Origin of the sequence: Nocardioides conyzicola (genome assembly GCF_039543825.1) — a bacterium.
In the GTDB taxonomy this organism is placed as follows: Bacteria; Actinomycetota; Actinomycetes; order Propionibacteriales; family Nocardioidaceae; genus Nocardioides; species Nocardioides conyzicola.
Window position 1 is genome coordinate 2815695 of record NZ_BAABKM010000002.1, and the last position, 14366, is coordinate 2830060.

The window sequence follows — 14366 nt, forward strand, 5'->3', positions numbered from 1 at the left end:
ACCCCGTCAGCGACCGGCGACGAAGTAGACCACCAGCGCGATGAGCAGCAGGAGGGTGGAGCCACCGAGTGCCCAGACCCACCAGGGGATCGGCTTCTTCGGCTCGGGGGCCGGCGCGGGTGCCGGCGGCGGGGCGACGACGACCGGGGCCGGCGCGGGCGGGTTCATCAGTCCACCGCAGCGGGCGCAGACCTCGGCGGTGAGCAGGTTGCCCTCCGCGCAGTGCGGGCACGGGACCGAGCCGACCATCACCCGGCCGGACGTGCCGGGCAGGCGGCGCAGCGACTCGCCGGCCGTGGTGCCGCTGTCGAGCTGGACCTTGGAGGGCGTCCAGAAGAGCGGGTAGTCGCACTGCCGGCAGAAGTCGTCGGACTCGCGGCGGGTCAGCGCGACCATCGCGACGGTGCCGCACTCGGGGCAGGTGACCCGCTCCTCCGGTGCGGACGTGGCGGTGGGTACGGCGAGGGGCGGCGCCAGCGCCTGGGTCGGCTGGTCGCCGACCCCCTGCTCGTCGACGAACAGGCCCGGGGGCGTGAGGGGACTGGTGTCGTCCGGCTCATCGCCCGAGAACACGTGCTTCCCGGCCAGCGTCTCGCTCACCCCGGCCACTCCTCCTCAGATGTCCAGACCCGGTCGGGCCCGACGTACAGCTCGGCGCGCACGTGCGCGGGGACCTCGTCCCGGACCACGTCGATGAAGTCGGTCAGCTCCAGGAGCCCCGTCGTCCGCACCCTCATCACCACCCACGCGGTGTCCTCAGGTGCGTCGCCGGCACGCCAGATGCCGCCGCCTTCCTCGACGTCGGCCGGGCCCTCGCTGATCAGCTCCAGGTAGGACCTGAGTCCGCGAGCGGTACCGCGCCACGTCAACGTCTTTGCTGCACCGGCAACGATACGACGTTGCAGGCTCTCCGGTTGGGAATCGTCGATCGTCTCGACGCCGATCCACGAGGCGAGGTAGGGCAGCATCGGGCTCGGGGAGACCGTGGTGTCGGCGACGTGCTCGATGTTGTCGGCGTCCTGGAGGAGCGTGCCCCCCATCTCCTGGAAGATCGAGACGAACCGCACGAAGAAGTCGTGGTCGAGCATCGAGACCGGCAGCTGGTCCAGCATCCACGTGGGCGAGCGCTGCGGCCGGGTCTGTCCCCCCGGCACCACCGTCGCGGTCAGCCGTTCGACGGTCATCGCACGACGACCTGGTGACCGGCCGACAGGAAGAGGGACTGCTTGTCGAGGCGGATCACGTCCTTGCCACCGCCGAGGCGGCGACCGGTACGCAGGTCGTACTCGAACAGCAGCACCTCCTCGACGCGCTCGACGCCGTCGACGCTCTCCAGGAGCTGGGTGATCACGGCGAGGTTGACGTCGGCGTCGAACGGCCAGCCGGTCCCGTCGGACCCACCCACCAGCGGGTTGAGGAAGCGCGACAGCGCGTCCATCGTCCGCTGCCGCACCAGGGCGGCCGGCCGGCCGGGAGCTCCGTGCAGCAGCGCGACGACCGAGACGCCCTGGTAGTACGGCGTGCTCACCTCGACCGACGTCCCGACCAGCCGGTGCTCGTCGAGGGCGTCCACGATCGTCGTCATCAGCTGCGGCGAGATGGCGAAGTCGTCGAGCTGGTGGCCGGTCGGGTCCGTGCGGACCTGCGGTACGACGAGCAGCTGGACCGCGCCGTTGTCGCGCCCCGCCGGGCGGCACCGCGCCCGCGCGACCTCGATCGACGACTCGATGGTGAGCCGCTCGAAGTCGCGGGCGGTCACCGCGCGGTTGCCGGTGCGGAGCGTCAGCGGGCCGCGGACCTTCGCCTCGGCGACCGACTCGGCGTCGACGCCACCGGACGCGGGGCCGAGGTTGATCGTGCCGTTGACGAACGGGACCGCCGTCCGCATCACGGTCAGCGTGCGGGCGCCGACGTTGCCGCGCGAGCCGCCGCCGTGCCGATAGCCCGACACCTCGATGAACGCGCCGTCGCGAGGGATCGCGCCGTGCTGACGGATCGAGCCGTCGGGGTAGCGGATCCGGGGGCCGAAGTGGACGACACCGGTGCCGCTGTCCCACACGAAGTGGTGGTCGGTCGGCCCGGACGCGGAGAAGTCCTCGACCTCCGTCCAGCTGTCGGTGCGGTCGCCGTCCACGACCCGGAGCGTCTCGCTGTCCCGACGCGGCAGCACGGGGAAGCGGTCGACCTGGAAGGTCTGGCCCGGGGCGCCGTTGCTGCGCCCGAGCACCTCGGCGCCGATCGTCTCGGCATGCTCCGCACCGACGGTGCCGCCCAGAGCGGAGACCTCGACGCCGCGCACGCGGGGGGAGTTGCGGTAGATCGGCTGCCCCGTCTTCGGTGCCAGCAGCCGGGCACGCAGCCAGTACGCCGACTCGTTGGCGACCGTCAGCGGCTGGTGCTCGACGGGGACCATCAGCACGACCTCGCCGGGCCGGTTCAGCCCGCCGGTGGTGTCCTCGTAGATCCGGGTGGGCAGCCAGCCCTCGCCGTTCCAGACCTCCCAGATCAGGGGCGGGTTGCGCGGGTCGACGCCGATGCCCTCCGCGCGGGCCTCGACCGCGAGGCGCAGCACCATGCCGGCCAGGCTGTCGCGGAAGCCGAGGTAGAAGGCGTCGCCCGGGGTGATCGTGTCCGCCGGGAAGCAGCTGGCGCCGTCGGCGCCGAAGCGGAGGTCCTCCCACACGTCGAGGATCTGGTCGTTGTCGGCGGCGGACGACTTGGCCGCGATCAGCTCCGGCGGCGCGATGACCAGGTCCTCGACGGTGCTGAAGACGACCCCCTCACCCTCGGCGGCGCTCATCTGCGTCATCACCTGGGTGGTGGCGGGCACCACGACCGGCTGCTCCAGCACGGCCGAGAGCCAGAACGTCAGGTCCGTGCGGGCCACCGACGGCGGGAACGGCTCGATGCCGACCATGTTCAGGAAGTGCACGTACAGCCGGTCCGGCACCTGGTTGACCCGGTAGAGGACCATCTCGCTCATCCAGGCGAAGAGCTCGATCAGCGCGACCCCGGGGTCGGACACGTTGTGGTTGGTCCACTCGGGGCAGTAGCGCGGGATCAGGCGCTTCGCTTCGTCGACGATGTCCTGGAAGGTCCGGTCGTCGAGGGCGGGGGTGGGCAGCGGCATCGGGCGTCCTACTCGGCGTCGTGGGGGATCACGTAGAAGGGGTAGACGAGGTTGCGGCGGTCGTTGGTGGCGCGGACCCGGTAGGTGATCTGGATGCGCACCAGCGCCTGGTTGTCCGGGTCGGGCTCGGGCTTCACGTCCTCGACGACGATCCGCGGCTCCCACTGGGCGAGCGCGTCGCGGACCGCCTCGGCGATGAGGCCGAGCAGGTTGCCGGTCACGGGCTCGAAGAGCAGGTCCCAGATCCGGCAGCCGAACTGTGGCCGCATCAGGCGCTCGCCCGGAGCGGTCATCAGGACGATCTCGATCGACCGGTCGAGATCGGGTACGCCGGCGGACAGGCCGATGGCGCCGGTGTGGTCGACGGCGAGCGGCCAGGAGAAGCCGCGGCCGATGAAGGACGAGTCCGCCTGACCGGGCTCGTCGTGCCTCCGGAGCTCTGACATCAGTTGATCGCCACCATTCCGCCCTTGAGCGTCAGCATGCCGCCGCCGTCGACGGTCGCCGTACCGCTCGCCTTCACGTCGAGCGCCGGGGCCTCGATCTTGGCGGTGCCGCTGCCCTTGGCCTCGAGCTGCACGCCCTCGAGCTTGAGCGCGGTCTTGGCCTTGATGGTGACGTTGACGCCCTCGATGGTGATGTCGCCCGAGTCGGAGAACTCGATCTTGGCCTGGCCGTTGCTGATCGAGATCGGTTTGTTGGCGACGGTCAGCTCCATCTTGTCCTCGCCGACGCGGATGAGGTGCCCGTTCGAGGTCTTGAGCAGGATGTGCTTGGTGTCCGGCCCGGTGCCGTCGGCGATCTCGATGACGTGACCGAGGCGCGAGTTGATCCGGCGGTACTCGACCTTCCCGCCCGCGCTGACGTTGTCGGTCGTGGGCAGCTCGTTCTTCTTGCTGAAGAGTCCGCCGATGACGACCGGTCGCCGGGTGTCGCTCTGCTCGAAGCCGACCAGCACCTCGTCGTTGACCTCGGGCTGGAAGACCACGCCGCGCTTCGCGCCGCCGCCGAGGGTGACGACCCGCGCCCACTCCGACTCGATGTCCCCGTTGATGGTCGGGAACTTCACCTTCACCCGGCCGATCTTGCCCTCGGTGTCGTTGATGTTGGTGACCACGCCGACGAGCAGGCCGCTGATCGTCGAGCCCGCCGTGTCGGGCGAGCCCGACAGCAGGTCGACCAGGCCCTCGGGCCGGATCGGTCCGGCCGTGAAGTGGGTGAGGAAGCCGTCGGGCTCGAACACGTGCTGCACCCGGGTGACCAGGAACTTCCCCGAGGACGGTCCCGCGTCGGACACCTCGACCTTCGTGAACGGCCGGATCGCGCTGTTGATCATGCACGTCCCGCGGGTGGTGACGGCCGCCGCCGTGGCCTCCGCGAGCATGGTCTCGCTGACCAGCTTGGCCTCGTCGGCGGTCAGCGGCGACGCCCCGGAGACCTTGAGGCCGGTCCCGGTGGGTGCTGCGCGACCCGGGTACTTCTCGACCAGGCCCGCCTCGGCGCTGCCGCTGGTGGAGGCGACGTTGGCGATCGCGGCCTGCTGGGCGTCGTCCCACCCGGTGACGGTCACCTTGCCGGGGTGCAGCCCGGAGGCCCGCGTCGACAGCCGGATCAGGTCCTGGCCCAGCTTGACCGTGGCGGCCGGGCTGCTCGGGGCGGCCGAGATCTTCTTGACCATCAGCTTGCCGACGTCGACCCACCAGACCATGCCGCAGCGCCCGACGATCCAGTTGAGGTACGCCAGGTTGGAGCCGGTCTGCAGCAGGTAGGGGTGCGAGGCCGAGGTGGCGTCAATGGAGCTCGTGAGGCCGGTGCCGGACACCATCTTGGTGATCACGTCCGAGTACGTCGAGTTCAGGAACGCGGTGTTCTGCGTGTTCTGGCCGAGCTTGTACGACGCGTCGTCCACGGTGACGGTCAGCACCGTGGTGCCACGCTCGGCGTCGTAGTCGAGGCTGACCCCGGTCACGAGGCCCTTGAAGAGGTCCTTGTCGGCGCCGGTGCCCATGGTCCCGAGCTCCACCTCGGTGCCGAGCCCGAACGTGGGCGAGACGGCGACGTCGTACGACGACTCGATGAAGCGCAGCGTCGCCCGGCCCACCAGGTTGAGGCCGAGGTCGACCTCCATGTAGGTCAGCGCGCCGTACTGGGCGGCGGTGAGCGTGGCGCCGCCGACCTTGATGACCGGGCTGATCAGCCCCATCGACGCTGTCGTCATGTCAGGACCCCTCGAGACGCGGGACCGTCAGCATCGTCCCCGGCCGGACGGCCAGCGGGTCCTCGAGTCCGTTCGCGGAGGCGAGCAGGCGCCAGCGGGTCGAGTCCCCGTAGTAGCGCGCGCTGATCCGGTCGAGGGTCTCGCCGGGCTGCACCCGGTGGACCCGGTGCGGCTTCGGGGTGCCCGAGGTGGGGTTCTGGGCGCCGAACGCCTGGGACTTCTCGTACTGCCGCAGCTCCAGCTCCATGTTGGCGCGCAGGGGGACGCCGGCGGAGGAGAAGTAGGTGAAGCTCAGGCGCAGCCCCTCGATCACCGCCTTGAACGAGTGCAGGTCGCCCCAGTGGAACGTGACCGTCGGCGGGCGCACGTTGCTGGTCGCCTCGTCCGCCCCCGGGAGGGACGGGTCGATGTCCATCAGGTCGACGATCTTGCCGGTGTGCGTGGTGACCGCGGTGCCGTCGTTGGTCGTGTCGAAGACGAGGTCGACCTTGAGCCAGCCGGAGTTGGCGCCGGCGTACCGCAGCGTGGGGACGCCCTGGCCGGGCATCGGGTTGGAGACCCAGTTGTTGCGGCGGCCGACCGTGACGGTCTCGGGGTTGTAGAGGCAGGGCACCTTGTCGTTGGAGCCCTCGATCTCCAGGAACGCCTTCTCGAGCTCGGCCATCAGTACTGCCCTCTTCCCTGACGGTGGCCACGTCGCTCGAGCTCCTCGATCACGCGGCGCTCGATGCGCTCGACGACCTTGTCGACGAGGCTGTCGGTCACGCCGTCGGACAGGAAGTCGGGGTTGCCGGAGGTCGCCGGCGAGTGGTCGGACTGGGTGATCGTCCGGCGGATCTGCAGGTCCCCCGATGCCCCGGACTGGGATGGCACAGGCATGGAGGAACCTCCTGGGTCGGTGTAGCGGCGGACGAGCGGGGCGTCCGGGGTGGCGAACAGGTGGGCGGTCGCGTCGACCAGCGAGCTGCCGGGCGCTGTGTTGCTCCGGCGTACGGGCGAGCTGCTGGGGGCGCGCACCGGCAGGTTGCCGGTGCGGGCGACCTCCGGGACCGGAGGGGGCGGCGGCTGCGAGGGCGCGACGCTGATGCGCGGCGGCGCGACGGTCATCCGGCGCAGGTCGGGTGCGGCGCGGCGTCCGCTCGGGGCCGACGCGGCGCCCGGGGGTCCCGCGGGGAAGCTCGTGGTCGGAGCGGCGCCGGGCGCCGTGCCGGCCGGAGCGGGGGAGTCGCTCCAGGGCTGCCAGGTGCGCCGCACGGGAGCGCTCGGGCTGGCGGCCCGGGCGGCCCCCGAGAAGCGTGGTGCGTCCGGGGCGCCGCCCCCGGCAGCAGCGCGGCCCGTGGCGAACCCGGCCGCGAAGCCGACCGGCGGAGCGGAGGCGCGAGCGGTGGCCGCGGTGGTCCCGACGCCTGCGGCGGTCCTCGTGGTGGCGGGTGCGCCGGCGCCGGCTGCCGCGGCGGCGGGGGTCGTCAGCGACATCGGCGCGGCGGACGCCCCCGCGGGAGCGCCGAAGCTGCGGACCACGCCCGCGGGAGTGATCGTCCGCCGCCAGAGCCGGGACTCGCCGCCGACCGCGGCCACCGGCGCGGCCACGGGGCTGCCCGCCGGGCGGATCGTCTGCGAGGCGCCGAAGCCGGTCGCCAGCGTGCGGTTGGCGTCGGTGCCGTGTGCCGTCGCCCGCCGGATCGTCATCAGCTCCGGCATGCCGACCGCCACCCCGGCCATCCAGGGGCTGGCCACGTGCGCGCCGACCCGGCTCGCCGGGAAGGTCGAGCGGCGTACGGCGGCCGCAGGCGTGGCTGCTGCGGCTGCGGCTGCGGCTGCGGTTGTGGCCGGTGTGCCTGTGGGTGCTCCAGGAGCGGCGACCGGACGCGCAGCCGTGCTCGCTGCCGTGCTCGCTGCCGGGGAAGCGGCAGCGGCCGGAGCCGTCGTCGGTGCTGCCGGGGAGGTCGGGGAGGACGGTGATGCGGTGGCGATCCCTGCGGCCGGGGTGCGGGCTGCCGGGGTGCCTGGAGACGGCGTGGTGGCTGCCGGTGCTCCGGGCGCGGCGCCTGGTGCCGGTGCGGAAGCCGCCGGAAGGCGACGGACGGTGGCCGCGGAGGCGGGAGCGGCCGGGGTCGAGGCGCCGGGCTCGGCCGCCAGGCGCACGACCGGGGCCGGGACCGACGTACGGACGTCGGTGGCGGGCCGGACCTCGGTCGCCCGACGCCACAGTCGCGGGAGCCCGCGTGGGGTGCTGGGCGCAGCCGCTGCGGTGCCGGGATCGGCGGAGGACGACCCGGCCGCAGGCCCAGCAGGCGACGAGGCAGACGATGAGACAGGCGAGCCAGCGGCAGTCGCCGCGGTCGCCGCGGCCGGATCGTGCTGCCCGGAGTCGGTGGACGTCACCGGTGTAGGGCCGACTGCCGAGGGCAGACGGCGTACGACGGGCTCGGCGGCTCGGGCTGCGGGGGCCGAGGGGGCTGTGCCCGCCGGTGTCGCGGCGTCCGGGCTCGTGGCGGCCGGCGCAGCACGGGGCGTCGTGGCGGAGGGAGTCGTGGAGGTCTGCATCGTGCCGGGCGCCGCGCTCGCCTGGCCGGGAGACGTCGACGCAGAGCGCGTCGTCGTACCCGGTGCGGCGGTGGTCCCGGGACCGGTCGAGCGGCTGACCGTCCCGGTGGCCGTCGGACTGGTCGCGCGGGCGATGCTGGCCAGGCCGGCCTGCTCGCGGGCGCCGGCGGCCTGACGCATCACGAGGCTCCCGGCCGACCAGGCGTGCCGACGGATCGTGGCGGGCGCGTCGGCGCCACCCGCGATCAGCGCGGGCCCGGCGGCGGTGACGGTCGTGCTGCCGCGCACCGCGGTCTCGAGCCCCGTGGTGGGGCCGGAGCCGGGCCCGGCCGTCGAGCCGGCGGTCGCGCCGACCGGGCGAGCCCGGTCGGGGGTCGCCAGCCGACTGACGATGCTCGCCAGTCCCACGATGGGGGCGGAGGGGGGCGCCGTGGCGGCGGACGGGACCGAAGCCGGGTGGCCGCTGTGGCCGATCGGGGTGCGGCGTACCAGGCCCGCGAACCGTGACTGCTGCGAGCGCAGCTGCCACGACGGCCGGGCCACGCGTCGCACGGGCGCGCCCACCGCGGCGGCAGTGTCGCCCGCCGCGGGAGCAACCGATCCGCTGCCCGCGACGGTTGCTGGCGCACCGCTGCCGGGGCTCGTCGCGTGCCCGGCGCTGGTCGGCGGTGCGGGATCCACCGATGTTGAGCGGGAAACGGTGGAGGGGGCACCGCCGGTGGGCGCGGGCGGGGCTGGCGGCGTCGGATCCACCGATGTGGAGCGATGAACGGTGGAGGGGGCACCGCCGGCCGGCGCGGGCTGGCCCGGCGGTGCGGGCTCCACCGATGCCGAGGGGGAGACGGTGGAGGGGGCACCGCTGGCCGGGGACGCCGGGATCGCCGGGGCCGCCGGTGTCGGATCCACCGATGCGGACCGGGAGACGGTGGAAGGGGCACCGCCGGCCGGCGCGGGAGCCGCAGCCGGCGCGACGACCGCCGATGGGGCGGCCGGACCTGTCGGGGGCTCCGATGCAGAAGGCGGCGCCGACGCTGCCGAGGCCGGCTGGCGCGGGGTGCGGGTGGTCGCTCGCCGGGCGACCGCCGGCTGGCTGGTCGCCTGCTGCGCGGCGGCCTGCTGGGCCTGGCGGGCGGCCATGCCGGCGTTCAGCTTGGCCCGGTCGTTCTGGGTGAGCATCGGGCCGACGGCGGCGACCTCGTCCATGCGACGGATCCGGGCGACCTCACCGCGCAGACCGCCCACGATGCCGCCCGGCGTCCAGGTCGCCTCGTTGGGCACCTCGCGCGCCGCGCGCGGGAGGCTGCGCTCGGGGAGCCGGCGGATGGCGACCGGACGGGCGGACGACAGCCAGGCCGGCGTCCCGCCAGGCGCGTCGGTCGTACGCCGGACTGCGGCGTCCCCGGAGTCCGGTGCGGACGCGGGGGACTCGGGCTGACGCTCGACCGGGGTCCACCAGCGCGGCGGGGCCGAGCTGGCGGAGAGACCGCGGGGGTCGGGCCCGATGAGCGCACGGCGTACGTCGACCGGCCGCGACGTCGCGGCTGCGAAGCGGGAGACCGACGACGCGAGGCTGCCGATCCGGCTCGGCAGGGGCCGGCCGACCGGCGGACCGGGCAGCCGCATCCGGCGTGCGACGTCGCGCCCCAGCCGCAGCTCGACCGGGGCGGGAGCCTCCGAGGACGGGGTCGTCATGACGCCTGCGTGACCGCCCGGAAGCCGTGGTGCGCGACCTCGAGCTCCTCCTCGAGCGGGTCGCGGCTCTCGACCGAGAAGTCGGGGCCGCGCCAGCGCACCGGGAAGACGTCGATGAACTCCCACGAGCGCAGCCGGGTGCCGACGGGATCGATCACGGTGACCGCCCCGGTCGACTTGGTCAGCTTGTTGGAGTTGCTGGCGAAGCCCTCGCCCGAGGTCTTGTTGAACCAGTCGAAGAGGTCGTTGGCGTTGGTGACGCCGCGCTTGAAGACCAGGTTGGGCCAGCTCATCCGGCCCGGGATCTGGTGCGAGTAGCTGTTCTGGCCGCCCTCGCGGATCTCCTCGACCTGCACCGTCACGTTGAGGCCGGAGACCTCCTTGAAGACGCCGAGCTCGACGCCGTCGAGCTCGAAGAGGAAGCGGTTGGCGATCGGCAGGTCGCCACCGAGAGGCGTTGTGGTGTCACTGCTGCCCATACTCACGCACCGCCTGCCAGGCTCGATCGTTCAACGAGACCACCGCTCGCACCATGCGGACCCGGTCCATGTGCTCGAGGTCGAGCAGCTCGTCCATGCGCCAGTGCAGGTGGTACGCGAGAAACGCTATCTCCTGCCAGAGGGCTTCGGTGGGGTAACGCATCATTGTGCGGTCACCTCAGCTCATTGGGCCTTGCGCGGGATCTCCTCGACCGCTCGACGCAAGTTCGGTCGCGGACCCGGATCCGGCTGTTGTGTCGGCTCGGTGCCGAGGAGGGCGGACGACGCCTGGGCGTTGACCAGTGCGTCGTACTCCTCCTGGCTGCCGAAGTTGATCACCCCGTAGAAGTCCTGGAGGAACGCCAGGTCGACCGCGAAGAGGCCCTCGATGTCGTACGAGGTGACCAGGTCGAGGCTGCCGAGCGCCTCCACGACCCGCGTCAGCACCAGGATGGTGAGACGCGGGTCGTCGGGGCCTTGCACCGTCGGGTCGCGCAGCGGCTCGAGCTCGTCGCGCGCTGTCGCCAGCCGCATCGTGCCCGTCTTGTGCAGACGACCCTGCCCGTCCACGTAGCCACGCGGCAGGGTGAATTCGTACGACGTACGCAGTGAGCTCACGTGCCTACTTAACCCGGTCGAGGCGCTCGATGACCAGGGTGATGGTCTCCTTGACCGCCTCGCTGGACTCCGTGCTCACGGCGTCGGTCGCGATCTTGCTCGGCCAGCCCTTGATGAAGTTGAAGCGGCCGATCTCCACGAACGACGTGTCGTAGAGGACGATCGAGCCGTTCTTGCGGGCGCTGGCCCGGTCCATCGTCAGACCCTTGTCTCGGATCGCGATGAACCACTTCCAGATCGGGTCGGCCATGGCGTCCGAGGGCGCCATCCGGGTGATGGTCAGGTCGGGCGCCTTCTGGGTGTTGCCCCGGGTCTTGACCACCTGCATGCGGCCGGTGGGGCCGTTCTGCTGGATGGTGACGACGTCGTGCTCGACGTCGAGGCCCGAGACGCCGGACAGGATGATGTTCTCGCCGTCGATCTCCAGGTAGAAGTTCTGGGCGACGATCGGGTCGGTTGAGATGAGGTCGTTGGGCATGACTGTGGACTCCGGTCTCTAGTGAGGTCTCGTGGGGTGACGGGGTCCCGGCGTCAGCCGGCGACCTGCTTCTTCTGGCTGATGCGGAAGACCACGAACTCGGCCGGCTTGACCGGCGCGATGCCGACCTCGACGACCAGGAGGCCCTGGTCGATCGACTCCGGCGGGTTGGTCTCCGCGTCGCACTTGACGTAGAACGCCTCGTCGGCGGACGTGCCGAACAGCGCACCGGCCGACCACAGGCCGCGGAGGAACGCTCCGACGGTCCGCTTCACGCCCTCCCACAGCGCCATGTCGTTGGGCTCGAAGACCGCCCACTGGGTGCCGGTGAGGATCGTCGCCTCGACCATGTTGAAGAGGCGACGGACGTTGATGTAGTTCCAGTCGGTGTCCGACGAGAGGGTGCGCGCGCCCCAGATGCGGATGCCGCGGGTGCCGAACGGGCGGATGCAGTTGATGCCGATCGGGTTGAGCAGCGACTGCTCGTTCTGGGTGACGGTGCGCTCGATGTCGAGGACGCCGCGCATCGTGTCGTTGGCCGGGGCCTTCCACACGCCGCGGGTGTCGTCGGTCCGGGCCCAGACGCCGGCCACGTGGCCCGACGGCGGGATCAGGATCTCGGTGTTGCCGTTGACGCCGGTCGGGTTGTCGACCTTGACCCAGGGGTAGTACAGCGCGGCGTACGCCGAGTCGTACATGGCGACGTCGCTGCGCCACTCCTTGATCTGCTGCGGGGACATCCCGGGAGGCGCGTCGAGGACCGCCATCCGGTTGCCGTTCTGCTCGCAGTGCGAGATCAGCGCCGTCTGCACGGCCTTCCAGAGGTTGAGGTCGATGGTGCCGTCCTCGCCCGTGGCGGCGGTGACGAGGTCGGGGACGATCACCATGGTGACGTCCTCGGCCACGGCCAGGCCGTTGATGCCCTTGCGCGCCGACTCGGAGCCGGCGAACTTCGCGCCGGTCACCGGGACCGGGGTGGGGGCGGCCTTCTCGAGCGGGTAGACGCCCGGCTTCACGAGCTCGAGCTGCGACGCGAGGTCGACGTCCTCGTCGAGGTTGAGGTCGATCTTGATCTTCGTCGAGGTGGCGTTGACCTTGGTCGCGACGTTGCTGTCGCCGCTGCCGAAGCCGAGGCCGGAGAAGGACTCCACGGCCGCGCCGCCCTCGAGGACGGTGATCGTGAAGGTGGCCGGGCCGTCGACGTCGTCCTCGCCACCGTCGTCGGTGGTCACCTGCAGGGCGATGTTGGCGTCGGGCTCCAGGCTCTCGACGGCGACCGGCAGGCCGAGCGAGCGGTCCGCGGCCGGGAGGGCGAGGCGGGCCGGCTCACCAGCGGGCTCCGTGTTCGGGACCCGGCAGATGTAGGCGATGCTGCCGCCGTTGGCGAAGTAGCCGTAGACGGAGAGCGGCAGGATGCAGCCCTCGGCGAAGCCGCCGTACAGGGACTCGAACTGGGTCCAGCTCGTGACGAGCCGGGGGGACAGACCCTGGGGGTCGTTGGGGTCGTCGCTCGGGAAGGTGGCCGTGAAGCCCACGAAGGCTGCTACCGCGGTCGGCGCGGCTGACAGGACCTTCTGGGACGACGGGACCTCTTCGACGTAGACGCCGGGTGCGGTGTATGTGGGCATCTCTTCATCCGCTCTCAGGACAGGTTGCTGGACATCGGCACACTGCTCCCGGCCCGGGGGCCGTGCAACGAGAACGGCGACACATGACCCGAAATGACTACTCCGATGGCGCAGAGATGTCTTGACGGTTCGCGGCGGTCGTCCTCATGATCGGGCATGCCCAACCGCCCCGCCGCGCCGCTCCAGCTGCGCGAGGGGGACCACCCCAGGCTCATCGCGATGACGCGGAGCCCGACCGTGCGGGCTGGACTAGCCCAGCGGGCCCGGATCCTGCTGCTCGCCGCGGACGGACTGTCCAACACCGAGATCGCCGACAAGGTCGGCGTCTCCCGTCCGACGGTCCTGGTCTGGCGCCAGAGGTACGCCGAGCGCGGCATCGACGGGCTGACCGACCTCGCCCGCCCGGGCCGCCGTCCGGAGGCGTCGGCGACGGACGTGCTCCGGGCGACCCTCGCGCAGCCACGGCGGCGCCTGGGTGTCACGCACTGGTCGTCGCGGGTGCTCGGGGACGAGCTCGGCGTGGGTCGTGGCACCGTGGTCCGGGCGTGGCACACGTACGGCGTGCAGCCGGTGCGCGGCGGCTACCGGTTCGCCGTCACGCCCCCGCTCACCGGCCGGGTGGCGACCGTGCTCGCCCTGCGGATCGGGCCTCCTGAGTCGTTCGCCGTGCTGGACCTGCGCGAACCCTCGCGCGCCGGCGACCGGTCCGACGACTCGGCCGCGCAGGATGCGCTGCACGACCTCGCGGCGGCCCTGCACCGCGACCTGCCGCCGGCGCCCCTCGACGCGGGCGCGGCGCTGCTCGGCTTCCTCGACGAGGTCAACCGGTGCCGTGCGCACTGGCCGACGGCGTCGCGGCTCCACCTGGTGACGGACGGCCGCGGACCGGTCAGCCTGCCGGCGCTCCGTGAGGCGCTCGCGGTGCGCTCCCGGATCTCCGTGCACACCGCGCGCGACCCGGATCGCTGGCCCCGCATGCTCGACGCGTGGCTCTGGATGGCGGCGTACGGCGCCGCCGACCCGACCACCCTCGTGGCGGGCGCCGAGCGGGTCCGGCTCGGGCTCGCGCCGGGGGAGGTCTTCGCCTGGTCGCTCGGGGCCCGGTCGAGCGGTGCCGAGCCGTGGCGGCTGATGCCGGCCCGGCCAATCGTCAAGTGACTTCCGAGCCAGTCAGCCGGACGTGGTCCGCATGGCGCCGGGCATGGTGATCTGGATGACCCCGCCGTACGCGCACATGCAGGTGGACCCCGAGACCAGGGCGGGCTGCTTGCCGAGCATCGTCTTGACGGCGCCGGGCACCCACGGCGCGGGAACGAGCGGGACGCAGGGCATCGGCGTGAGCACGCCCAGGGCGGCGGCGGTCGCGGCGGCGACGGTCGGGTTGGCCAGGCTGTTGCACATGCCGAACGGGGGGATGTTGGCACCGCCGGCGTTGTCCATGATCGTCGCCGCCGGCCGGCCCTCGACCATCACCTTGCTGGTGCCCTTGGCGACCAGCGTCGAGGGCGCCAGGCCGAACGAGCACTGCAGCATCGCGCCCATCACCGCGTTCTGACCCATGACGTTTCCTCCTCGT

The 14366-nt window shown here is 72.3% G+C and carries 14 protein-coding genes; 1 reads left to right on the plus strand and 13 read right to left on the minus strand.

Annotation, left to right across the window (positions count from 1 at the left end):
* Positions 1-6: 6 nt before the first annotated feature.
* From ABEA34_RS16765 to ABEA34_RS16820, 12 genes are read right to left on the minus strand one after another with little or no spacing between them, the layout of a single operon-like run.
* Positions 7-600 carry a hypothetical protein gene (locus ABEA34_RS16765; RefSeq protein ID WP_345522539.1) on the minus strand — a complete coding sequence of 198 codons (594 nt, stop codon included), beginning with the start codon at positions 598-600 and terminating at the stop codon, positions 7-9.
* Positions 597-1184: a phage tail protein gene (locus ABEA34_RS16770; RefSeq protein ID WP_345522540.1), complete on the minus strand. Its 588-nt coding sequence runs from the start codon at positions 1182-1184 to the stop codon at positions 597-599. The genes ABEA34_RS16765 and ABEA34_RS16770 overlap by 4 nt, the downstream gene beginning before the upstream one ends.
* The gene (locus tag ABEA34_RS16775; protein WP_345522541.1) at positions 1181-3130 is read right to left on the minus strand and encodes a putative baseplate assembly protein; all 1950 of its coding nucleotides are present in this window, start codon (positions 3128-3130) and stop codon (positions 1181-1183) included. The genes ABEA34_RS16770 and ABEA34_RS16775 overlap by 4 nt, the downstream gene beginning before the upstream one ends.
* 8 nt (positions 3131-3138) lie before the next feature.
* Positions 3139-3576: a GPW/gp25 family protein gene (locus tag ABEA34_RS16780; protein ID WP_345522542.1), complete on the minus strand. Its 438-nt coding sequence runs from the start codon at positions 3574-3576 to the stop codon at positions 3139-3141.
* A complete protein-coding gene (locus ABEA34_RS16785; RefSeq protein WP_345522543.1) occupies positions 3576-5348 on the minus strand; it encodes a phage baseplate assembly protein V in 1773 nt (590 codons plus the stop codon). The genes ABEA34_RS16780 and ABEA34_RS16785 overlap by 1 nt, the downstream gene beginning before the upstream one ends.
* Position 5349: 1 nt before the next feature.
* Entirely contained in the window at positions 5350-6012 is a 663-nt protein-coding gene (locus ABEA34_RS16790; RefSeq protein ID WP_345522544.1) for a CIS tube protein, read from the minus strand.
* Entirely contained in the window at positions 6012-9587 is a 3576-nt protein-coding gene (locus ABEA34_RS16795) for a hypothetical protein (RefSeq protein WP_345522545.1), read from the minus strand. The genes ABEA34_RS16790 and ABEA34_RS16795 overlap by 1 nt, the downstream gene beginning before the upstream one ends.
* On the minus strand, positions 9584-10066 hold the full coding sequence (locus tag ABEA34_RS16800) for a phage tail protein (protein WP_345522546.1): 483 nt from the start codon (positions 10064-10066) through the stop codon (positions 9584-9586). The genes ABEA34_RS16795 and ABEA34_RS16800 overlap by 4 nt, the downstream gene beginning before the upstream one ends.
* Positions 10053-10229, minus strand: coding sequence for a DUF6760 family protein (locus ABEA34_RS16805; RefSeq protein WP_345522547.1), 177 nt, complete (start codon positions 10227-10229; stop codon positions 10053-10055). The genes ABEA34_RS16800 and ABEA34_RS16805 overlap by 14 nt, the downstream gene beginning before the upstream one ends.
* Positions 10230-10249: 20 nt before the next feature.
* Entirely contained in the window at positions 10250-10684 is a 435-nt protein-coding gene (locus ABEA34_RS16810) for a hypothetical protein (protein ID WP_345522548.1), read from the minus strand.
* A 4-nt stretch (positions 10685-10688) separates the two neighbouring features.
* The gene (locus tag ABEA34_RS16815) at positions 10689-11162 is read right to left on the minus strand and encodes a phage tail protein (protein ID WP_345522549.1); all 474 of its coding nucleotides are present in this window, start codon (positions 11160-11162) and stop codon (positions 10689-10691) included.
* A 53-nt stretch (positions 11163-11215) separates the two neighbouring features.
* A complete protein-coding gene (locus ABEA34_RS16820; protein ID WP_345522550.1) occupies positions 11216-12790 on the minus strand; it encodes a phage tail sheath family protein in 1575 nt (524 codons plus the stop codon).
* A 156-nt stretch (positions 12791-12946) separates the two neighbouring features.
* Between ABEA34_RS16820 and ABEA34_RS16825 the strand changes: the two genes are divergently transcribed.
* Positions 12947-13948, plus strand: a complete 1002-nt coding sequence (locus tag ABEA34_RS16825; RefSeq protein WP_345522551.1) for a helix-turn-helix domain-containing protein — start codon at positions 12947-12949, stop codon at positions 13946-13948.
* Between the two features lie 12 nt (positions 13949-13960).
* On the opposite strand, the gene ABEA34_RS16830 is transcribed toward ABEA34_RS16825, so the two are convergent.
* Positions 13961-14350 carry a DUF4280 domain-containing protein gene (locus ABEA34_RS16830; protein ID WP_345522552.1) on the minus strand — a complete coding sequence of 130 codons (390 nt, stop codon included), beginning with the start codon at positions 14348-14350 and terminating at the stop codon, positions 13961-13963.
* Between the last annotated feature and the right edge of the window lie 16 nt (positions 14351-14366).